The following is a 22,056-nucleotide window of genomic DNA, read 5'->3' on the forward strand; positions in this document are numbered from 1 at the left end:
CTCCTGAGCAGGTCCGTTGCGGCGGTGGAGATGCCTCTGAGGTCAAATCGCGGGGCTTTCGCGGAAGCGGGTCCCCATACCCAACGGCTTCACCGTCGCCCCGACCTCTAGTCCAAGCTCACTCCGGCGCCTTCCGAAGCTTTTTCCGTTCCGAAACCAGCTTCTTCTCTGTCAACCGCTTTTCCCGCGCGCCTCGCGGCACCTTGGTGGCAATCCTCTTCTTTGCCTTGCGTTGGCGCTTTTCCAGAGCGGCTTTGAGCCGCTCCATGGCCACTTCCCGGTTCTGGGCCTGGGACCGGCTCTCGCTGGCCTGGGCCACGATCCCGGTGGGAAGGTGACGGATCCGCACAGCCGAGTCGGTGGTGTTGCGATGCTGCCCACCGGGACCGGATGCCCGGTAGAATTCCACGCGAATATCTGCCTCCCTGATCTCAACCACGGGATCGTCCCCTGCCACCGCCCCGGATTCCACCCTGGCGGGCGTCTCCACCTGACATGGGCAAGGTGGCCACATAGACCACGTGGCGCAGCCCGCCACGCCCCGGCCGGTCGCTCTTGACCGTAAATCCGGCAGACTGCAGCCGTTCGACGAAACCGGCATCGTAATTCTCCCCCCACACGGCGAAGACCCCGCCGGGATTCAGGGCAGCACGGGTCTGCTCGATGGCCCGACTGCCGTAGAGCGGGTCGTCCCGTTTGTGGGAGCGGGCGTGGGGACCGGTGTACAGGTCGAGCACCACCGCATCGAACCGCTCCCCGCTGCTGGCCGAGTTCCGGATGAGGTCGGCGACGTCGGCAATCGCCACGGTCACCCGGGGATCGGCGGCAGCGCCCCTGGTAAGCTCCGCCAGGGGTCCCTGACACCAGGTCAGGACAACGGGATTCAGTTCACCGACCACCACCCGGGCTGAGGCCGGCAGTTCATCCAAAACGGCCCTGAGCGTGTACCCCATGCCGAGGCCCGCTACCAGCACCCGTGGCACCGGATGGTTTTTTAGGTGCGAGCAGGCCATGGTGCCAAGGGCCACCTCGGACCGGTGGGCCGAGCTGTTCATCAGCACCAGGCCGCCCACGGTGATCAGGAAGTCCCGCTCCCCCCGCTGCCGCAGCTCGAGGGTTCCGTCTTTGGTGACGATGCTGTCTAGTGTTTGCCACGGTTGAGCCACAGAAGATCCCTCTTAATGTAAATTTGAAAACAGGTAACGTTCAGCACCATGACATAACTCTCCCTGCCCCCCTCTTACCTATAAGAGGGGGAACGGATTTTTCTCTCCTCCCCTTAAGGTAAGGGAAGGCCGGGAGGGGTTATGAAAACGGCTTATCCCTTGTTGCCCGGCAAACGGATCACCCGGTCGACAAGGGCCAGACAGGCCGGTCGATGGGTGATGAGCAGCACGGTCATCCCTTTTGTCCGCTCTGCCAGCCGCGTTACCACCTGCCGCTCCGTCGCCGTATCCAGCCCTTCGGTCGGCTCGTCCAGGAGCAGGATCGGCGCCCCTTTCAGCAAGGCCCTGGCCAGAGCGATCCGCCGCGCCTCACCTCCGGACACCGCGCTCCCACCCTCCCCCACCGGCGTCTCCAGTCCCTGCGGCAGCGTCGCAACCCACGCCGACAGCCCCGCATCCTCCAGCACGCGGGCAAGGTCGTCCTCGCCGGCCTCATAGTTCCCCACCAGGATATTCTCCCTGATGGTGGCGTTGAAGAGGTGCGGCCGCTGCGGCACGGCCGCGATCAGCCGGTACAGGTCGTCTGCTGCCAGGTCGCGCAGCTCGACCCCTCCCACGGTGACACTCCCCCCATAGTCGCGGAAGCGGAGCAGAACCTCGGCAACCGTGCTCTTGCCGGCACCGCTCGGGCCGAGAAGCGCCACCCGCCCCCCTGCCGGGATCTGAAGCGTGAAGCCCTGAAGCACCGGCAGTGCCGGATCATAGGCCGAGGAGACATCGAGAAAATGGATATTGGTCGCTGCCGGGAGCGCGGCAGGCGCTCGGGGCTCCGGCACCGGCGGCGGAGCATCCGCCAACTCCAGGATCCGGCGGATCACCTCCCTGGCGGACGGTATCAGCTGCAGGGCCGGCGGAAGCGGTCCCGCGGCCTCGAAGGCGGCGGCCGTAAAGAGGAGCAGCATGACCAGTACCGGTCCGTTCAGGAGCCCGTCTGCTACGGCAAGTGAGCCGACTACCAACACCGCTGCCACCCCCAGGCCGCTGCAGGCGATGCTTCCCGCCAGGGTCAGACCGCCGATTCCGGCCAGCCGCTCCTGCTCAACGACGAGCTGTTCAGACAACCGGTCGACCTGCGCGGCCTGACGCTCCAGGGCACCAAGAAGGATCAACTCCTCCACCCCCTGCATTCCCTCGGTTACGGCAACCCTGAGTTCACCCGCCAGCACGGTCGAGCGACGCCCCGGCCCGGCAGCCAGCCGTCTGGCCAGAAGCGGCAGCAAGACCCCGGCTGTCAGGAGAAAAATGAACAGTGCCGCGGCCGCCAGAGCGCTCCACCGGGCCACGAACAGCACGGCCAGGAGGATCGAGACTCCACCGGTGATCAGCGGCGCGATGATCCGCAGATAGAGGCTTTCAAGAGAATCCACATCAGCCCTGAGCCGGCCGGCCACATCTCCGCCGGCATACCGCTCCAGCCCTGCAGGAGCAAGCGGCTCCAGACGATGGAAGAGCCAGACCCGAACGTCGGCCAGCATCCGGAAGGCCGCCTCGTGGGTCACCAGCCGCTCCCCGTACCGGCCGACGCTCCGGCAGATCGCCAGGCCGCGGATGGCTGCCGACGGAAAGAAGTAATTGAAGGAAGCGCCGGTGGCACCGGCAACGGCCATCGAAGCGATGAACCAGCCCGAAACAGCCATCAGGAGTGCGTTGGCGGCAATGACCCCGATCCCGAGCCCGATACCGGCGGCCATCCAGAGCCATTGACGCCTGGCAACGGCCAGGATGCGCAGGAAAACAGTCATGGCGCCTCCTCGCCGTCAAGAAAACGGGTTGGTGAGACAACCCGCTCCACGGTTCCGGCAGCAAGGACGGCAACCCGTTCCGCCCGCCTGAGCAACCCTTCCCGGTGGCTGATCAGGAGCATCGTCCGCCCCGTTGCCAGACGCTCCAGTGCCTCTCCCACCAGCCGTTCGCTCTCGGCATCGAGGCCGGCGGTCGGCTCATCGAGGACCACCAGCGCAGCATCGCGCAAAAAGACCCGGGCCAGCGCCAGCCGCCGCAACTCCCCGCCGGACAGCCCGGCCCCCCGGTCGCCCAGCACCGTGCCCAGACCGCTCGGCAGTCGGTCAATGAAAGGGGAGGCGTGGGCCGCATCCAGCGCCCTGCGGATCGCCTCCCCATCCGTCTGCGGGCATCCCAGGAGCAGGTTGTCCCGGATCGTCCCCTTGAAAAAGAACGGCCGCTGCGGCACGAACGCCAGCCGCCCGTGCCAGCCGGCCGGATCGAGCTGGGCCAGGTCGATCCCGTTGACCCTGATCGTTCCTGAGGAGGGTCTGATCAGACCGGCCAGCAGCCTCACCAGCGTACTCTTGCCGCTGCCGCTCTCCCCGGCCAGCGCGGTCAGGCTCCCGGACGGCAGCTCCAGATCGACACCGGTCACCCCGCCCCGGTCGCCGGCATACCTGAACGATACCCCTTCGAAACGGACCGTCAACGGGCCGGTCGGCACCTGCAGAGTGCCGCCGTAGCCTTCGGCAGCCGGCAGGTCCAGGAGCGGCGCGATCCGCTCGGCAGCGGCCACCCCCTGCATCCGGGAATGGTAGGATAGTCCCAGCGTCCGCAGCGGAAGGTAGAACTCCGGGGCCAGGAGCAGAACAAAGAGGCCATCCGCCAGGGAGAGATGACCGCTAAGCAGTCGGAACCCCACCAACACGGCCACTACGGCCGTGCCGACGGTGGCGAAGAATTCCAGGGTAAAGGCGGAAAGAAAGGCAAGCCGCAGCACGGCCATGGTCGCCTGGCGGTACTCCTCGGAAACACGCGCCACCATGGCGGCCTCGCGTCTGACCGCCCCGAAGATCTTCAGGTCCGGCAACCCCTGCACCAGGTCCAGCAGATGGCCCGCCATCCGCGACAACCGCCCCCACTGGCGACGGTTCAGGCTCTCCGAGCCGCGGCCGATGAGCACCATGAAGAGCGGTATGAACGGGGCCGAGAAGAGCAGCACCAGGCTGCCACGCCATTCCGCCGGCAGAACAAAGGCGAGCGCAAGTACCGGCAGGAAGGCGGCCAGGGCCAGATGGGGAAGGAAACGGGCCACATAGGGCTCCAGCCCCTCCACCCCGGAGGTCACCACCTCCACCAGCGGACCGGTCTCCTCGCCGGCCCGGCCGGCCGGGCTCAAGGCCAGGATATGGCGATAGAGAGCGCTCCGCACCCGTTCCTTGAGGCGGGCTGCGGCAGCAGCACTTTGCCGTTCGGCGAGATACGTCAACAGACCCCGCAGAATAGCCAGCAGCGCCACGCCGCCGGCCAGCGGCAGGACGTCCGCAACCGCTGCCCTGCCTATCACGACCCGGTGGCAGGCAAGCGCCAGGAAACGGGCCTGGAGGATGATCAGCAACCCGGCGCAAAAGGCGAGACAGACCGCACCGGCCAGCCGTCCCCGAACCCCTTTGGCCTCACCGAGAAGCCACGTCTCGGGCCGTTTATTGTTGTTTGTTTCGTTCGATCCCATACGACCCGTGGTGCAAGCGTTCGATTACCCCTGCAAGGTATACTTCCGTCCGGCCGAAACGGCAATCAGGAATTACGGCAAAATCTGTGGTAAAGTCTCAGGGAAACCACCCGGACGGATCTGCCATGACCCTTTTCGTCATTACCTTTCTCACCATCTACGGCTCCGCCCACGGCTATTTCTTTCTGAAAGCCCGGGCGGCCGGCATCGGCACCCCGGCCCTGGCCCTCTTTCTGATCGTCATGGTGTCGGCACCGATCCTGGTCCGCGTTCTGGAACGGGCCGGCCACGAAACAGTGGCCCGGGTAATGGCCTATGTCGGCTACTGCTGGATGGGGTTTCTCTTTCTTTTCGTGGTCAGCGCTGCACTGCTGGACCTCGGCCGTCTGCTGACATGGCTCGCCGGCGCCCTGCTCAGACGGGATAGTCCCCTCCCCCTGGCCGGCACCACCGGCTTCCTGCTTCCCTGCTGCCTGGCATTGGGTATCGGCATCTACGGCTGGTTCGAGGCCCTGGACATCCGGCAGGAACGGGTCACCCTAGTGACTGCCAAGCTCCCGCCCGGCATCGAACGTCTGAGGATCGTCCAGATCTCCGACGTCCATGTGGGGCTGATCGTCCGTGAGGAGCGGATAAGGCAGATCATTGCCGTCATCCGGGAGGCAAACCCGGACATCCTCGTCTCCACCGGCGACCTGGTGGATGGTCATGTCAGCCACTTCAACGGCATTGCCGAACTCTTCCGGGAACTGCACCCCCGCTACGGGGCGTTTGCCATTACCGGCAACCATGAATACTACGCGGGGATCGCACAGGCAAACGCCTTTACCGAACGGGCCGGCTTCACGCTCCTGCCCGGCAGAACCAGGGATGTCGCCGGCATGATCACCATCGCCGGTGTGGATGACCCGGCAGCAAGCCGTTTTGGCCCCGCAAAACAGGAAAAGGAGGCCACACTGCTCGGCCCCCTCCCCCGCCACCGGTTCACCCTGTTACTCAAACATCGCCCGGTGGTTGACCCCACTTCCGTGGGGCTCTACGACCTCCAACTCTCCGGCCACGTCCACAAAGGGCAGATATTCCCCTTCACTCTCCTGACCTACCTGACCTTTCCGGTCCATGCCGGCCTGACCAGGCTTTCCGCGGGCTCCAACCTCTACGTCAGCCGTGGCACCGGCACCTGGGGACCGCCCATCCGCTTCCTCGCACCACCGGAAGTGACCATCATCGACCTGGTGCCGGCCAGACACTGAACCATCGCGACTGATTCCATTTCACATCCCTTACTTACTCCCGCCGCCGAGCACCTTGTACAGGGTCACCAGATTTGCGAACCGGGAAAGGCGCGCGCTGATCAGGTTCTGCTGGGAGCCGTAGAGGGAGCGCTGGGAGTCCAGTACGTTCAGGTAGCTGTCGACCCCCTTGTCGTAGCGCGCCCGGGAAAGTTTGTAGCTCTCGGCGGTGGCATCGGTGAGGGACTGCTGGGCCGCCACCTGCTCATCAATGGTCCCTTGCTGGGCCAGGGCATCGGCCACTTCCCGGAAGGCAGTCTGAATGGCCTTCTCGTACTGGGCCACGGCGATGTCCCGGTCAACCTCCGCCACCGTCAGATTGGCCCGGTTGCTGCCACCGTCGAAGATCGGCAGGGTGATGCGTGGGGCAAAGCTCCAGGTAAATGAATCGCCTTTGAAGAGCCCGGACAGCTCGTCGCTACCGAAGCCGACGCTGGAAACGAGGGTGATCCGGGGGAAAAAGGCTGCACGGGCCGCGCCGATGTTGGCGTTGAATCCCTTGAGCAGGTTCTCGGCCTGGAGGATGTCGGGGCGGCGAAGAAGGACATCGGACGGCAGGCCGGAGGCCACGTCCTTCAAGGCGGTAAGCGTCTCGGAAAGGGCCTTGGGGAGAAGTTCAGACGAAACCTGCGAACCAACCACCAGGTGCAGGGCGTTCTCATCCTGGGCCACCAGGGTGGTGTACCGGGCGATGTCCACCCGGGCCGCATCGACAGTGGTCTGGGCCTGATTTACGGCCAGCGCGGAAGAGACACCGGCCTCGTAACGGCTCCTGGTAAGCTTATAGGACTCCTGCTGACTCGTCAGAGTCTCTTTGGCAAGCTTCAACCGTTCGCGGTCGGCGGACAAAGCAAGATAAGTGACAGCGACCTGGGAAACCAGGCTGATCTGCACACTGCGCCGCGCATGTTCAGTGGCCAGGTACTGTTCCAGCGCCTGGTCTTTGAGGCTCCGCACGCGGCCGAACAGATCCAGTTCGTAGGAGCTGACGCCGAGGCCGACATTGTATTGCTCGACAGTCTTGGCATTGCCAGAGCTGGAGAGGTCTGCCGGCACCCTTTGAATGCTGCCGGCGGCGGTGGCGTCAACCTTCGGCAAGAGATCGGAACGCCGGATCTGGTACTGGGCGCGGGACCGCTCGATATTGAGGGTGGCAACCCGCAGGTCACGGTTGTTCTCCAGTGCCAGGGCGATCACCTTCCGCATCTGCGGGTCGACGAAAAACTCCTGCCAGGGGATGTCGGCCACCGGCTTTTGAGCTTTTTGGGTGGTGTCACCCTTGTAGGCCGGTCCTTCCGGCCAGGCGGCCGGCACCGGAGCGGCCGGCTGCGAGTATTTCGGGGCCATGGTAGTGCAGCCGGCCACGCAAAGAAATGCCCCTAAAGGGAGGCAGAAGGCCAAAAACTTCCTCTTCATCTCAATTCACCTCCGTGGCGTTGGCAGCAGCGGATTCTGCAGGCTGGAGCTCGGGCTGTCGTTTTCTGGCGAATATCCGGGAGACCATGACAAAGAAAAACGGAATAAAGATCAGGTCGATGAAGGTGGCGGAAAGCAGCCCGCCCGTAACGGCGGTGCCGATGGCGTTCTGGGCTGCCGCCCCGGCGCCTTTGGTAAGCGCCAGCGGCAGGGTGCCGAAGAAGAAGGCCAAAGAGGTCATGATGACCGGCCGGAGCCTGATCTTCACCGCCGACAGGGTGGCCTCGACCAGCTCATGACCCTGATGCATCTGTTCCTTGATGAACTGGATGATCAGGATGGCGTTCTTGGTGGAAAGTCCCACGGTGGTGAGTAGACCGATCTGCAGATAGACGTCGTTGGGCAGCACCCTCAACGAAACTGCCGTAACCGCCCCCACCAGGCCAAGCGGCAGCATGAGCAGGTTGACGAACGGGATGGTCCAGCTTTCATACAGTGCCGCCACGCTGAGAAACACCACCAGGAGAGAGATGGCATAGAGGGCCGGCGCCTGCTTCCCTGCCTGCTTTTCCTCGTAGGAGAGGCCGGTCCACTCGTAACCGACCCCGGGCGGCAGTTGGGCAGCCATCTTTTCCATTTCGGCCATCGCCTCGCCGGTGCTTATCCCTGGAGCAGCCTGCCCCATGATCTCCACGGACGGAATGCCGTTATAGCGCTCCAGACGGGGTGAGCCATACTGCCAGCGGGCTGAGGCAAAAGCGGAAAACGGTACCATCTCCCCCTGGTTGTTGCGGACGTACCATCTGCCGATATCCTCCGGCAGCATCCGGTACTTGGCGTCGGCCTGGAGATAAACCTTCTTGACCCGACCGTCCTGGATGAAGTCGTTGACATAGGAGCTCCCCCAGGCAGTAGACAGCACGCTGTTGACATCGGCCAGGGAGACCCCCAGGGCACCTGCCCGCACATCGTCGATGTCCAGCTTGAACTGGGGAGAGTCATCCTGGCCGTTGGGACGCACCGCAATCAGCTTCGGGTTCTTCATGGCCATCCCCAGCATCTGGTTGCGTGCCTCCATCAGCTTGTCATGCCCCAGTCCGCCACGATCCTGCAGCTGGAAGTCAAAGCCGTTGGCCTGCCCCAACTCCACCACCGCCGGTGGCGAAAAGGCAAAGGCCAGACCGTCCCGGAATTTCGAGAAAGCCCCCATGGCCCGTTTGGCAACTGCCGCTGCCTTCAGATCAGGAGTCTGGCGCAGTTTCCAGTCCTTGAGCCGGACAAAGGCGAGCCCCATATTCTGACCACGACCGGCAAAGCTGAAACCGGCCACGGTGATTATGGCTTCAACTGTTTTGGTTTCCTTCTCCAGAAAATGCCGCTCAAGCTGCTCAACCACCTTCAAGGTCCGCTCCTGGGTTGCCCCGGCAGGGAGCTGGATTTGACAGATGATGAAGCCCTGATCCTCATCGGGGAGGAAGGCGGTGGGGAGACGCAGGAAAAAGACGACCATGGCCGCGACAATGGCGCCGTATACCACCAGGTAGCGCACCGGCTTGCCAAAGGAGCGGCCGACGATTCCTTCATACTTTGTCCTGCAGAAATCAAATAATTTATTGAACCGGCGGAAGAACGGGCAGAACCAACCGGTCTCACACGCTTCATGCCCCTTTTCCACCGGCTTGAGCAGGGTGGCGCACAGGGCAGGGGTAAGGATCATGGCCACCAGCACCGAGAGGATCATGGCGGAGATGATGGTGATGGAGAACTGGCGGTAGATGACGCCGGTGGATCCGCCAAAAAAGGCCATGGGCAGAAAGACCGCCGTCAGGACGGTGGCGATACCCCAGAGAGCGCTGGTGATCTGTCCCATGGATTTGATGGTGGCGTCATGGGGCGAGAGCCCCTCCTCGGACATGATCCTCTCCACGTTCTCAACCACGACGATGGCGTCGTCCACCAAAAGTCCGATGACAATGACCAGGGCGAACATGGTGAGGGTGTTGATGGAAAAACCGGCTACCGACAGCGCGCCCATGGTGCCCAGAAGCACCACCGGCACCGCGATGGTCGGGATCAGGGTAGCGCGGATATTCTGCAGGAAGAGGAACATGATGACAAAAACAAGGAATACCGCTTCAATCAGGGTCTGGACTACCTCTTCGATGGAGACTTTTACGAACGGAGTGGTATCGTAGGGATAGACCAGCTTGACTCCGGCGGGGAAGTATCCGGACAACTCCTCCATCTTGGCCTTGACCCGATCTGCGGTATCCAGGGCGTTGGCACCGGCTGCCAGGCGCAACGCCATGCCCCCCATCGGTTTACCCTTGTAGCGGGCCTCAATGTCGTAGTTTTCCGTGCCGATCTTGCACTCGGCCACATCCTTAAGCTTGACGGTCGAGCCGTCAGGATTGGTGCGCAGGACGATGGCATCGAATTCCTCAGGCGACTGGAGCAGGGTGCGAGCCGTGATGGTGGCATTCAGCTGCTGACCGGCCGGCGCCGGGTTTCCCCCGAACTGGCCGGCGGAAACCTGGGCGTTCTGGGCCTGCAGGGCGGTTATCACGTCGGTGGTGGTCAGGTGGAAGTTGTTCAACTTGGTCGGGTTCAGCCAGATCCGCATGGCGTTCTGCGAACCGAAGACCGTCACCTCGCCGACACCTTCCGTCCGGCTGATGATGTCCTGGACATTGGCTACCAGGTAGTCGGTCAGGGCCGGACGATCCATGGAACCGTCTTCCGAAACAATGCCAACGATCATCAGGAAGTTCTTGGTGGACTTGACCACCTGAATCCCCTGGCGCTGGACGATCTGGGGAAGGAGCGGCGTGGCCAGCTGCAGTTTGTTCTGAACCTGCACCTGGGCGATGTTCGGGTCGGTGCCGGCCTTGAAGGTCAGGTTGATGGCCACGGCACCGGCCGAGTCGCTGGTGGAGGCCATGTAGATCAGATTGTCAATCCCGTTCAGCTTCTGTTCGATCACCTGGGTGACCGTATCCTGCACGGTCTGGGCTGAAGCGCCGGGATACATGGCGTTGATGGTGATCTGAGGCGGCGCAATGGGCGGGTACTGGGAGACCGGCAGCGTCTTGATCGCCAGGACCCCCCCCAGCATGACCATGATAGCGATCACCCAGGCAAAGATCGGGCGATTTATGAAAAAACGAGGCATGGAGGATCTCCTTTATTTCTTGGCTGCGACTGACTGGGTCGCTCCGGTGGGAGCTGCGGCAGGTTTGCTCTCGAACGGCACGGCCTTGACCGGGGTTTCGGGGCGCGCCTTCTGTATCCCTTCCAGGATGACCCGATCACCCGCCTTGAGGCCGTCGCTGACCAGCCAGCTGTCGCCGACGGTCCGGACGACCTTGATAGGCCGCGGCTCCACCTTCTCCCCGGCCCCGACCACCATGACCATGGCATTGCCGGCAGGATTACGGGTGACCCCCCGCTGCGGAATGAGGAGTGCCTTCTCGCTGACACCTTCCTCCAGGATGGCGCGGACAAACATGCCCGGCAGCAGGGTCTGTTTAGGGTTCGGGAAGATCGCCCGCAGGGTGATGGAACCGGTGCTCTGGTCCACGGTGACTTCCGAAAACTTCAGGGTGCCCGGCAACGGATAGGCGCTGCCATCCTCAAGCATCAGCTTTACCCGCGCCTGACTGGCACCGCTGTTCTTCAGCAGGCCGCTGGCCAGGTTCTGTTTCAGTTTCAACAGTTCGGCGCTGGATTGGGTGACATCCACATACATGGAGCCGAGCTGTTGGACTGTGGCCAACGCAGCTGGCTGGTTGGCGGTTACCAGGGCGCCGTTGGTTACGGTCGAGCGGCCGATCCGGCCGGAGATGGGGGCAGTTACCCTGGTGTAGGCCAGGTTGATCCGGGCAGTCTCCACCGCGGCTTTGGTTAAGGCAACATCGGCCTCGGACTGCTTGAGCGCTGCATGAGCATCATCATAGTCCTGCTGGCTCACCGCCTTGATTTTCACCAGGTCGCGAAATCGCTCCTCCTTCAGTCGGGCCGGGATCAGGTTGGCCTCAGCCCTGGCCTCGGCGGCCTTGGTGCTGGCGTAGGCCGCCTGATAGGTTGCCGGGTCGATCTGGTACAGCACCTGACCGGCCTTGACATCGCTACCCTCGGTAAAAATCCGCTTCTGGATAATCCCGCTGACCTGGGGCCGAACCTCAGCAATCAGGTAGGGTGACGTGCGGCCGGACAGTTCTGTGGTCAGGGCCACCCGCTGCGGCTGCACCGTCATCACCCCCACCTCGGGCGGGCCGGATTGCGGCTTGGGAGCGGTTTTCCTGCCACAGCCGGTCATCATCATGCCGGTTGCCAGCAGTCCTGCTACGGTGATCAGTTTCACTCTGTACATGGTTCGCATAAATACCTCTATCGTGTGCAATAATTGCCAGCCGGTCGGCTGGGCCGCTGTTGATTGTGGTTTCTTGGCGCCGTTTCCGGCCGGCTAGTCGCCCTTCTTTACGAACGCAATGATGACGATCAGCGCCCAAACCACCGTCATTGAAAGGACAAAAATGGTCATCATGGTCAATCCCAGTAGTTGATTTGATTCACGGATTCAATACCAGTGCCGCCCACCGCACAATGAATGATCATTCATTCCAATAAGCATAGATCCGATGCGAACAGATAGTGGCCCCTAACGCCGGATACCGTCCCAGCAGGCTTCTACGGTCCGGGCGATCAAAGGTTCATCCAGGACGATGAAATTGAAGATGTGGTCACGCACCACCGTCAGGAGCGGGCCGAACGCCAGGGCAAAAAGAATCACCAGCGGCAGGTCCTTCATCACCTGCTGGGCGACCCCATCATCGAACAGTTCGCGGAACACATCGCACTCCCCCTGCTTGCCCAGTATCTTATCCCGACGAAAAGCCACACCGTAGGGGGAATTGTGGAACTGTTCAATGTAGCGGAAGTGGAGCGGGTTTTCGATGCAGTAACGCAGCAACGCACGGCCGAGGTGGATGAATCGCTCCCGGATCGGCTTTTCCGGCAGATAACCTTCCATCAGCACCACCTTCAGCTTCTGTTCAAGGGCACTGTAGAGCTCTGCGATAAGCAGATCCTTGTTCTCGAAGTAGCGGTATATCGTCCCGGCGCCCACCCCGGCCCGGTCGGCGACCATCGCCATGGGAGCGCCATGGAATCCCTGCTCGGCAATCAACTCAAGAGCGGCCTGCAGTATCGCCAGCCGCTTGTCACACTGAGCACTTTTCATATTACCTCACCACCAAGAATGAACATTCATTCCTAACATACCCAGTAAAGGGAACCTGTGTCAAGCGGTTTATGTCAGCGTTGACTGATTGGTTTTTGTGTAAAAGCCTGTTCGGCTTGATGTGTATCTATAGTTATTAATAAATAATTATAAATTAGGCTTGACTCAATACCAAAACCTTGCTAAACATATCATCAAGCTTATCCATAGCCCTTTACCTCTTGGAGGTCAGGGGCATTTTTTTTGGTTTGCGGCAATTATCGCACCGCCGCATTTGTGTCTGGAAATCCCACGACATGGCGGTTATGATGAGCGCATTCAACCGCAAAGGAAACACGCTCCATTGGCCCTGCCATCGACCATTTACCGCGCCAACATCCAGCTTTCCCACATCGACAGAAACCTTTACGAACCGTTGCAGGTAACAGTTGCCCGCCATCCCTCGGAAACAGCGGAACGGCTGGTAACCCGTTTGCTGGCCTTTGCCCTGTTCTACGGACCTGATCTGACGTTCACCAAGGGAATCTGTGCCGGCGACGAACCCGACCTGTGGGTCAAGGGCCCGGACGGACGGGTACTCCTCTGGGTGGAGGTCGGACTACCCGATCCCGAGCGTCTGGTCAAGGCAAGCCGCCATGCTGCACGGGCGGTACTGCTGGCCAGCGGGACCGCCCGGTATACCTGGGAAAAACAGCATCTGTCAAAACTGGCAACAGTCCCAAACCTGACCGTGCTCGGCCTTGATCAGGGCTTCCCGGGCCAGTTGGTCTCCCGGCTGGAACGATCGATCACCTGGTCGCTCACCGTTACCGAAGGCTCTCTCTATCTCGAACGTGACGGCGAGACCCTGGAGACCACCCTGTCTCATCTCTCCGGTCCTGCCCCGTTCGTATCATGATGTTGTTATTAATGGGAATGCTATGACGAACCTGATTACCTTTGAAGGCATGAAAAGACTGCAGGCCGAATTCGACCAGCTCTGGTATGTGGAGCGCCCCAAGGTGGTACAGGGGGTTGCTGACGCCGCTGCCGAGGGTGACCGTTCGGAGAACGCGGAGTACATCTATGGCAAGAAACGGCTGCGGGAGATCGATCGGAAGCTAAAGCACCTGGGCTCACGGCTCAAACTGCTCAAGGTGGCGACGCCCCCGGCTAGGCCGGAGGCGGTTTCGTTCGGCTGCTGGGTGACGTACGAGAACGAAGAGGGTGAGGAGCGCTGCTATCAGTTGGTCGGCCCCGACGAGTTCGATGTGAATGCGGGACGGATCAGTATCGATTCGCCGGTGGGACAGGCGCTGCTCAAAAAGAGAGTAGACGACGAAGTGGTCATCCGGCGGCCGTCAGGAGCGATGACGGTGGTGATCACCGCCATCAGCCCGAGCCGGAGCTAGTGTTCTGTGAGGCGTAGCGAAGATCAGCCGATTCCATCGAGCACAGCAACAAACGCCCGCACATTCTGTGCCTTCCGAAGCTGCTTCAGAATCTTGCCGAGATCGTCGTCCTCCATGGTGGCCAAAATCGCCTTCACCTTGCCCAGCACCTGGGTCTCACCGCAGAAAATCTCCTGATACCGTCCCAGTACCTCCCGCAGGTAGCGACAGAGCAGTGTAGCCCGCTCCTGCCGTTCCGGTGTTGCTGCGGCCCTGCCCCGCAGCCGCTCGAACAGGAGCGGATCGGCAATAGCCCCCCGCCCCAACATCAGGCCGGCTGCGCCGGTCTCCCGCAGTACCCGCAGACCGTCAGGGGCAGTACGGATGTCTCCATTGGCAATAACCGGCAGACTGGTACGCTTCACCACGGCAGTAGTCACGGCGTGGTCCGCCTGGCCGCCATACTCCTGCACCACGGTGCGGGGATGGAGCACCAGGAAATCGACTCCTGCCGACTCGAACAGGGGAAGCAGGGTCAGCACCTGGTTTGGATCGTCGTACCCGGCGCGGAGTTTTATGGAAAAGGTCCCGTTGATCGCCCGGCGCAGGGCCGGGATGACCTCATAGAGCTCCTCGGGTCGCCGCAGCATGCCGCCGCCGGTCAGGCCGGTGGTCATGCGGCCGTACGGACACCCCATGTTAAGGTTGATATGCCGGGCACCTGCAGCCCGGGCAGCCAGCGCCGCATCCACAAGGGCTTGCGCACCGTGGCCAACCAGTTGCACCACCAGGGGTACACCTTCTTCCGTATCGGTGATCTCGCGCCGGTCACTCGGGGTAAGCCGCTTGGCACTCACCGAACTGACCCGCATGAATTCGGTGAACACGGTGTCCGGCCGCACCCATTGAACGAACAGGGACCGGATGGCCCGGTTGGTAAGCCCCTGCATCGGCGCCAGCATGAGGGGCATCTCTCCCTGCGGCCAAGGGAGCGACCGCGGCGGTTCTTGGGGAGCAGCCTCGCCTTGCCTGCCGATGGCACCGAACAGGCACTCCCGGATACAGTTCCCGCAACTGACGCACGCTCCCGAGGAGGCCAGGACCGCATGCTTTCGCGTCCCCGACGTTGCCAGCGACACGAGCCGCTCACCGCAGGCAGCCACGCAACGACCGCACCCCTTGCAGCGATTGACGTCAATTGCCGGCAGCGGCAGACTACTAAAACCTTCGCATTCCGTTGTCACCTTATTCGTCATATCGTTACCAATCTCAGTTCATATCCGGGGCGGAATCGTCCGCCGCACCAGAAGACGGCGCAAGCCGCAGTCCGGGAATCAGTGCAGGGTCGAGTTCGTTCATTCGGTCCGGACCGAGGAGTTCCAGGGCGTCCCGCAGCCGGTCCGCCGCCAGAATGAATTCCGCCACCGCAATACGCTGACAGACCGGTTGCGTCCGGCGCAGATAGCCGGTCCCCCCTTTGAGCAGACTGACGGCACCGCCGAAATTCCCGTTCCGCCAATGGTGGAGCGCCACCGCAACCTGCAGGATACCCTGGTAAAGGTCACGCGTCTCACCTTCCTCGCCGACCCAGAGTTCTTCGAGGGTTTCATGGCACTCGAACCAGTCGCCGCGGTTGAATTCCCCCATGGCCCGCAGCAAGGCGCCGGGCGGTGATTGATCACAGCTTCCCATGCTTTTTCCCGCTTTCTGCATCAAGCCGGCAACACCGGCGTGCAAATCAGGTAGACAACCACTCCCCTCCAGGGTGTAGTATCTTCCCATGAAAAGAGTTCCTGCACTCCTCCTGCTCCTGTTCGCCCTCAGCATCATTTCCTTCGGCACCTGGCAGCTTTTCCGGGGCAATCTCGAAGCGGCCTTCTCGGCACTGCCGTTTCTGCTGGTCACCTACCTGTTCGTGAAGAGATTCAGTCGGAGTTAATCCCCCCGCTCTTTCGATTTCCTGCTCTTTTTGTCTTCATCATTGCAGCAACTGGCCAACAACTCAAGAATTATCCCGGTGGCCACACAGCTGTACCTTGCAGTCACAAAAATCGGTGATACAAATTAAACACAACTAACACGACAATGCGATAGGGATGTCCCACAAGGAGGCTCCATGCGCAGCAGGTATGGTTACACACTCTATTCGGCAGACGAATTTGACAAATGGCTCCAGGAAACCCGCTTCAACCGGGCCATTCACCTGATCCAGAATCATCACACCTGGCTGCCCGCCTACGGCAACTTCACGGGAAACAACCATTTCGATCTCCTCAGGGGAATGGAGCTGAGCCACCGCGAACGGGGGTTCAGCGAGATCGCCCAGAACGTGACGACCTTTCCTGATGGCACGTTAGCGGTCTGCCGCCCCTTTGACCACGTTCCGGCCGGGATCAAGGGGGCCAACAGCAACGGCATCTGCATCGAGCATCTGGGCAACTTCGACCAGGGGAAGGATCTCCCGAGCGACCCGCACCGGGAGACGATCATCCGGGTTAACGCCCTTCTCTGCAGGGAATTCAGCCTCACGCCATCCATCGCCACCATCGTGTACCACCACTGGTACGACCTCGTCACCGGCGTAAGAACCGATGGCAAGGGGACCACCAAGAGCTGTCCGGGCAGTGCCTTTTTTGGCGGGAACACGGTGGCAACAGCTGCCGAAAAGTTTATCCCCCTGGTCCTTGCCGCCTGCTCGGCCTGTGTTCCGGCCACCAACCCGTCGGCATCGGCGGATGGCGAGGCGGCAATAGTGACGGCAAACGCCCTGAACGTCAGGAGCTCAACAACGGCAGAGGCCCCGCTGGTCGCAGTCCTGCAGCGTGGCGCAATGGTGGGAGTGTATGAGCGGCAACGGGGATGGTGCCGGATCCACCCGCGGGATCAGCACTGGGTTTCCGGCAAATATCTCTCTTTTCAGAATCGTTAACAAAGGGATGAAACGGGGCTGCCGGCCTTCAGCATCACGTAGGATTGCACCTGCGCCACAGCCCGTTCGACAGCTGCACTCTGCGGCAAGGTCGCGGCCAGGGCCTCGAGAAGCTGCCGCTCCCGCAGCAGACGGAACGTCGTGGCACAGTTGAGGTCGTATACCCAGGAAAACAGCATCAGCTTGAAGTCGTTCTGGGTGGCAAGGGTCGCCAGGCGGGCCATCTCCCCTTGCTCAATGGCGGCGAGCACCTCGGACGAGCAGCCGGGCTCGTCGGGAAGGCCCAGGGTCGCTCCGGACGCCCTCTCGGCAGCCGGACGCCGAAAGTGATCCAGAAAGACCCTCATGATGTCCAGCTTGTCCGCATCGCGAATCAATGCGAGAAAAAAACGACGCTCCGGCGGTAACGAAGACGGTATGGCAAAGACGTTATGCAGGGCCACGGCCTGCAGGATCGTCCGCTGCTCCGTCTCTGGCAGATGTTGCAGGACCCCCTCTTCCCGCAGCACCCTGACGCTGAGTCCGGCATGGTTGACGGAATCGCTGTCCCGGAAGGTGCGATACTGGCGGTACTGGGGAAATCGCCCCACGTCGTGGAACAGGCCGATGGCCTCCGCCAGCAGGAGTTGATCGCTTCCCGCCCCTTCGCCTCCGGCAATGGCGACACAATTGGCGCAGACCTCTTCGGTGTGGAGCCGCTTAAGCTCGTAATGCCGCTCCACGTCGGGATCGTCAGTGACAAAGCGCTCCAGATAAGCGGCAAACCAGCTCTTTAACTCTTGCAGTAGGGATGGGGTCATAACAGAGGATGATCAGTGATCGTGGCGGTTGGCCTGGAAGCGCCCCATCAGCCAGCGGAACAGCCGGAAGATCAGGCGACACTGGACAATAGCCGCGAAATAGATGAGACCGATATTGACGAACTGGGTGCCGACCGATTCCGGCACGGCCAGTCTGGTAAGGCGGCTCGGGCCATGGAGGCAGTACAGATACCAGCCACTTACCAGGGTTCCCAGCAGTAACCCTGTCCAGAGAAACAGCTTGCCGTGCTTGGCAGTGGAACCGTTCACCAGCATCTTAGGGCCAGCGTTTTTTGAATGGTGTGGACGGATGGAGCACTTGGCTTATTCTGAATATTTACGTTCCACATAATTGATGAACTCGTCCATAACAATGTCCGCATCACCCTTACGGTAGGAGATGATGCTCCGGAGGTGGGTAAAGGAATCCACATCGATCTTGCCGAATTCGAAACCGATCCCTTCAGGGGTATGGCGCGCCACGGTAGCCGTGACATGGATGACGATCTCCGGCTCAACCTCGGCCAGACCTATGGTAATTTCTGCGGTGCCTCCCAGCGGGAGCCGCTGGTCGGTCTTGATGAAAATTCCGTGCAGGCTCAGGTTGTCCACCTCACCGCGGAAAACGGTGGTGCCGGCGGTAACCAGGGCCTTAACCGTGAAATCAACGCGGCTGAACCGTCTTTTTTCCATGTTCACCCTCCCCATGCAACCCGTTGCAGTGCGAAGCATTCCGTGGCTGGTTAGTATAACGTGGCGCCCTGAAAAAGAAAGGGGCAGGCGCCCCTTTCTTTTGATGCGTCATACCGTCAGTCGTCAAAGTTGCCTGCCGGTCCTTTATCGCCACCAAGCTTCTTGGCCCGCTCGACGATCTGCTCTTTGGTCCAGTGAGCCGGGTCTTCGAGCCGGCTCCCCTTGGCGCCGACGTCGTAGGAACCCGCCTTCAGGATCGCCTCGATGGCCAACGGCGCCGTGTCACGGCCATTCAAAACCTCGGTCATCATCTTGTAGGCGAAATCGGCCACCCGCCGGGCCATCCGCTCGCGGATCTCCTTGGGCTGGGCCAGGATCTTGTTCTCGAACGGCAGGTTCAGGCTCTTGTAGTCCCCTTTTTTCCACCCTTTGTCGGTAGCATAGGCCACCATCTCGGCCCAGAGCTCCTCGGTCATCCCTTCGCCCGGTACCTTGATAAAGTTGCCATTGGCGTCCAACTGGGCGTTCCCGTAGTCGTTCACCTCCAGCCCCCAGGAGATCATCTGCAGCGCCGTGGCCACGTTGGCCTTGGTGGTGGCGGTCCTGGTGGCGATTTCCCGCAGCCGCTCCGAGCTGTTGCCGGAGGTGCCGTGCTGGGCGCCATTGACCCTGTAGGGAGCCAGCGCCTGATGAATCTCGGCCGTCAGGCCGACCTGGATACCCGCGTCGCTTGCCTCCAGGCCATGGGTGGTGCCGTTGTTCAGGGCGATCCAGTCGGGAAATATCTCGTGGGCGTTCAATCCCTGGATCAGGAACTTGGCCTCGTCCACCGTTGAAAGCCCCTGGTTACCCTTGATCTCCCCCACCTCGGTCTCCAGACCGGCCCACTTGGGAATGAACGGGCTGAGGGCGAGATTCGTCAGGAGGTTCTGGTCATCGGGCAGATGGGAGGCATCGATGGCGATGGAGGTGATGCCGGCCTCGAACATGGTCGGGATCTCCACCTTGGCGGCGGCCAGGTCCTTGTCGTTCTTGATCCCGTAATGGTCGGCATGGATGGCCACCGGCACGGTGATCTTCAGTTCGTTGCACAGCGCATCCACGATGCGGGCCATGTTCCAGTAATTCACCGCGCAGTAGGATTTTTGCCCCCCTTCCGACTTGGCGATCTCGATGATGACCGGGGCATTGGCCCGCTGGGCCGCCAGCAGTGCGCCACGGATAACGAGAGAGCTGCGGCCGTTGCACGCCATGACGATGGCATGTCCTTTGGCAAGCATCGCCCGCTCGACCACCTTGCCGCTCACGATAAGGGCCTTGGAATTGGGAAAAAGCTCCCTGATGTTGGGTGGCCGCCCCACCTGGAGCGCTTTTTCAAAGTCTGCCGTGTACGCCATGCTGTTCTCCTTTGTCGTGCGCAGAATATTTGATGATGCGTTTACGGTAACAAGCGTTTTCTTATAACATGTTAACCATACGAACGCAAGAGGGTCTTAATGTGTAAAAACAGCCCTGGCAACGGCTTCAGGCCGACGTCAGCGTTGCATACCCAAACAACGGAAAGCTTCATGAAATCTCTTCCATTTTGGCAGGTCTGTGCTATATATGACGGGTCAATTCCCCAGGTTTCATGCCTGTCATTACCAATTCATGCAAGGAGGCAACAACGTGAGCCAGATTACTGATGTCTACGCCAGGGAGATCCTCGATTCCCGCGGCAACCCAACCCTGGAAGTGGAAGTGTTCACCGAGTCCGGCGCCATGGGCCGGGCGGCCGTACCGTCCGGGGCATCCACGGGCGAGCGCGAGGCACTGGAGCTCAGGGACGGCGACAAGTCCCGCTATCTGGGCAAAGGGGTCCGGAAGGCAGTGGACAACGTGAACAGCGTCATTGCCGACGAAGTCATCGGCCTGGAAGTGACCGATCAGGTCGGCATCGACAACAAGATGCTGGAACTGGACGGCACCGAGTACAAGAGCAAGCTGGGCGCCAATGCCATCCTGGGCGTTTCCCTGGCCGTGGCCAAGGCTGCTGCCGAAGAGGTCGGGGTTCCCCTTTACCAGTACATCGGCGGCTGCAACGCCAAGGAGCTGCCGCTGCCGATGATGAACATCCTGAACGGTGGCGCCCACGCCGACAACAACGTGGACATCCAGGAGTTCATGATCATGCCGGCCGGAGCCAGGAACTTCGCCGAGGCGCTGCGCATGGGGGCCGAGATCTTCCACGCCCTGAAGGGTGTGCTGAAGGGCAAAGGGTACAACACCGCCGTGGGTGACGAGGGGGGCTTCGCGCCGAACCTGAAGTCCAACGAAGAGGCCCTGGAAGTGATCATGGAAGCCATCCAGAAGGCCGGCTACAAGCCGGGCGAGGAAGTGCTCCTGGCCCTGGACGTGGCCTCTTCGGAGCTGTTCAAGGACGGCGTCTATACCCTGGAGAACGAGGCCGATCCGAAGAAGACCCCGGCCCAAATGGTCGACTTCTACGAAAACCTGGTGAACAAGTACCCGATCATCTCCATTGAGGACGGCATGGCAGAAAACGACTGGGACGGTTGGAAGCTCATCACCGACCGGTTGGGCAAGCGGATCCAGATCGTCGGCGACGACCTGTTCGTCACCAACCCGCGGATACTGAAAGAGGGTATCCAGAAGGGTATCGCCAACTCGATCCTGATCAAGCTGAATCAGATCGGCTCCCTGACCGAGACACTTGACGCCATCGAGATGGCCAAACGGGCCGGGTACACCTGCGTCATCTCCCACCGTTCGGGCGAGACCGAGGACACCACCCTGGCCGACCTCTCGGTGGCGGTGAATGCCGGCCAGATCAAGACCGGCTCGCTCTGCCGTACCGACCGGGTCGCCAAGTACAACCAGCTTCTGCGGATCGAGGACGAACTGGACAGCGTGGCCATCTTCCGCGGCAAGGACGTGTTCTACAACATCAGGAAGTAAACGGTTCGCACAGCGACACGCACGAGCCCGGCGGGAATTCCGCCGGGCTCTTTTCATTTCAGCACAAGCGGTGACGGCTCAGAAGTCCAGCGGACTCCTCGCCTCCTTGATGGTCCGCACCGGGACGCAATGGGTAGCCGCAGTCCGCAACCGAACAGCAGCTTCACGATCAGGCTATAGGGGTGATAGAGGTGCTGCACGATGGAGTCAATCTCTTCTCGGGAGAGCACCACCGGGATATCGAGCGACTTCTTCGCCCGCGGTACATTGCGCAGGATGCCGAATTCCCGCTTCAGGGCATGGCGGAACAGAAACAGGAGGGAGTTGAACGCCTGGTTCTGGGTCGAAGCCGCCACGTGACATTTCACCGCCAGCCAGGTCAGGTACGTCTTCACATCCGCAGTGGTCAGCTCCTGCGGCGGCTTGTTCTTGAGAAAACGCTGGAACTGGCGCGACCAATTGGCATAGGTCTTCAGCGTCTTGCGTGAATAGTGGCGCACCTTGATTTCCGCTGCCAGAGTCGCCAACAGTTCGTCCCATTCCGGCGAATCGGATTTTTCATCATAACCGGCAGCGGAAAACTGAGGCTTCCTGGCTGTCTGAGGCGACGCGGTCTGTTCCTGAATCTCAGGCGGAGTACCCTCCGACTGCACATCCGGCTTCAGCATTTCGG

General features: G+C 61.3%; 20 protein-coding genes and 1 pseudogene. 6 read left to right on the top strand and 15 right to left on the bottom strand.

Annotated features, from left to right (window positions below):
* Positions 1–118 precede the first annotated feature (118 nt).
* From JN12_RS14395 to cydD, 4 genes and pseudogenes are all read right to left on the bottom strand, one after another.
* Positions 119–448: pseudogene (locus JN12_RS14395) on the bottom strand (peptide chain release factor-like protein); the annotation flags it as partial.
* Positions 432–1,166, bottom strand: coding sequence for a spermidine synthase (locus JN12_RS14400; protein ID WP_145023952.1), 735 nt, complete (start codon positions 1,164–1,166; stop codon positions 432–434). The pseudogene JN12_RS14395 and the gene JN12_RS14400, both read right to left, overlap by 17 nt.
* Before the next feature lie 152 nt (positions 1,167–1,318).
* Positions 1,319–2,968, bottom strand: a complete 1,650-nt coding sequence (gene cydC, locus JN12_RS14405; RefSeq protein ID WP_145023954.1) for a thiol reductant ABC exporter subunit CydC — start codon at positions 2,966–2,968, stop codon at positions 1,319–1,321.
* Complete coding sequence (cydD, locus tag JN12_RS14410; RefSeq protein ID WP_145023956.1) at positions 2,965–4,683, bottom strand: thiol reductant ABC exporter subunit CydD; 1,719 nt, start codon at positions 4,681–4,683, stop codon at positions 2,965–2,967. Before cydD ends, cydC begins: the two co-directional genes overlap by 4 nt.
* A 125-nt stretch (positions 4,684–4,808) precedes the next feature.
* Between cydD and JN12_RS14415 the strand changes: the two genes are divergently transcribed.
* Positions 4,809–5,936, top strand: a complete 1,128-nt coding sequence (locus JN12_RS14415; RefSeq protein WP_145023959.1) for a metallophosphoesterase — start codon at positions 4,809–4,811, stop codon at positions 5,934–5,936.
* A 30-nt stretch (positions 5,937–5,966) separates the two neighbouring features.
* Here the strand turns inward: JN12_RS14415 and adeC are convergent, their stop codons facing one another.
* The 4 genes from adeC to JN12_RS14435 form a co-directional block, all read right to left on the bottom strand.
* Entirely contained in the window at positions 5,967–7,391 is a 1,425-nt protein-coding gene (gene adeC / locus JN12_RS14420) for an AdeC/AdeK/OprM family multidrug efflux complex outer membrane factor (protein ID WP_145023961.1), read from the bottom strand.
* A gap of 1 nt (position 7,392) precedes the next feature.
* Complete coding sequence (locus JN12_RS14425; protein ID WP_145023963.1) at positions 7,393–10,563, bottom strand: efflux RND transporter permease subunit; 3,171 nt, start codon at positions 10,561–10,563, stop codon at positions 7,393–7,395.
* A 12-nt stretch (positions 10,564–10,575) separates the two neighbouring features.
* Positions 10,576–11,772 (bottom strand): efflux RND transporter periplasmic adaptor subunit, encoded by a 1,197-nt coding sequence (locus tag JN12_RS14430; protein WP_145023965.1) that lies wholly within the window; start codon positions 11,770–11,772, stop codon positions 10,576–10,578.
* Positions 11,773–12,051: 279 nt separating this feature from the next.
* A complete protein-coding gene (locus JN12_RS14435) occupies positions 12,052–12,633 on the bottom strand; it encodes a TetR/AcrR family transcriptional regulator (protein WP_145023967.1) in 582 nt (193 codons plus the stop codon).
* Between the two features lie 343 nt (positions 12,634–12,976).
* On the opposite strand from JN12_RS14435, the gene JN12_RS14440 reads away from it, so the two are divergent.
* Both JN12_RS14440 and greB read left to right on the top strand, forming a co-directional pair.
* On the top strand, positions 12,977–13,531 hold the full coding sequence (locus tag JN12_RS14440) for a YaeQ family protein (RefSeq protein ID WP_145023969.1): 555 nt from the start codon (positions 12,977–12,979) through the stop codon (positions 13,529–13,531).
* A gap of 22 nt (positions 13,532–13,553) precedes the next feature.
* A complete protein-coding gene (gene greB, locus JN12_RS14445; RefSeq protein WP_145023971.1) occupies positions 13,554–14,024 on the top strand; it encodes a transcription elongation factor GreB in 471 nt (156 codons plus the stop codon).
* A 23-nt stretch (positions 14,025–14,047) separates the two neighbouring features.
* On the opposite strand, the gene JN12_RS14450 is transcribed toward greB, so the two are convergent.
* A complete protein-coding gene (locus tag JN12_RS14450) occupies positions 14,048–15,259 on the bottom strand; it encodes a tRNA-dihydrouridine synthase (protein ID WP_145023973.1) in 1,212 nt (403 codons plus the stop codon).
* A 13-nt stretch (positions 15,260–15,272) separates the two neighbouring features.
* Positions 15,273–15,785, bottom strand: coding sequence for a DUF309 domain-containing protein (locus JN12_RS14455; protein ID WP_342795416.1), 513 nt, complete (start codon positions 15,783–15,785; stop codon positions 15,273–15,275).
* Here JN12_RS14455 and JN12_RS20515 point away from each other — a divergent pair.
* Positions 15,784–15,942, top strand: a complete 159-nt coding sequence (locus JN12_RS20515; protein WP_170241932.1) for a hypothetical protein — start codon at positions 15,784–15,786, stop codon at positions 15,940–15,942. The genes JN12_RS14455 and JN12_RS20515 overlap by 2 nt on opposite strands.
* Positions 15,943–16,119: 177 nt before the next feature.
* Complete coding sequence (locus JN12_RS14460) at positions 16,120–16,932, top strand: N-acetylmuramoyl-L-alanine amidase (protein ID WP_145023974.1); 813 nt, start codon at positions 16,120–16,122, stop codon at positions 16,930–16,932.
* On the opposite strand, the gene JN12_RS14465 is transcribed toward JN12_RS14460, so the two are convergent.
* The 4 genes from JN12_RS14465 to JN12_RS14480 all read right to left on the bottom strand — a co-directional run bounded on the left by JN12_RS14465 (position 16,929) and on the right by JN12_RS14480 (position 19,822).
* Positions 16,929–17,732, bottom strand: coding sequence for an HD domain-containing protein (locus JN12_RS14465; protein ID WP_145023976.1), 804 nt, complete (start codon positions 17,730–17,732; stop codon positions 16,929–16,931). The genes JN12_RS14460 and JN12_RS14465 overlap by 4 nt on opposite strands.
* A gap of 12 nt (positions 17,733–17,744) precedes the next feature.
* Positions 17,745–18,008, bottom strand: coding sequence for a hypothetical protein (locus JN12_RS14470; protein WP_145023979.1), 264 nt, complete (start codon positions 18,006–18,008; stop codon positions 17,745–17,747).
* A gap of 48 nt (positions 18,009–18,056) precedes the next feature.
* Entirely contained in the window at positions 18,057–18,425 is a 369-nt protein-coding gene (locus JN12_RS14475; RefSeq protein ID WP_145023981.1) for a PilZ domain-containing protein, read from the bottom strand.
* A 116-nt stretch (positions 18,426–18,541) separates the two neighbouring features.
* Positions 18,542–19,822, bottom strand: a complete 1,281-nt coding sequence (locus JN12_RS14480) for a class II fructose-bisphosphate aldolase (RefSeq protein ID WP_145023983.1) — start codon at positions 19,820–19,822, stop codon at positions 18,542–18,544.
* A 271-nt stretch (positions 19,823–20,093) separates the two neighbouring features.
* Between JN12_RS14480 and eno the strand changes: the two genes are divergently transcribed.
* Positions 20,094–21,383 (top strand): phosphopyruvate hydratase, encoded by a 1,290-nt coding sequence (gene eno, locus JN12_RS14485; protein WP_145023985.1) that lies wholly within the window; start codon positions 20,094–20,096, stop codon positions 21,381–21,383.
* A gap of 53 nt (positions 21,384–21,436) precedes the next feature.
* Here the strand turns inward: eno and JN12_RS14490 are convergent, their stop codons facing one another.
* Positions 21,437–22,051, bottom strand: coding sequence for a site-specific integrase (locus JN12_RS14490; RefSeq protein ID WP_246125873.1), 615 nt, complete (start codon positions 22,049–22,051; stop codon positions 21,437–21,439).
* Positions 22,052–22,056 lie beyond the last annotated feature (5 nt).

This window comes from Geobacter argillaceus (assembly GCF_007830735.1).
Taxonomy (GTDB): domain Bacteria; phylum Desulfobacterota; class Desulfuromonadia; order Geobacterales; family DSM-12255; genus Geomobilibacter; species Geomobilibacter argillaceus.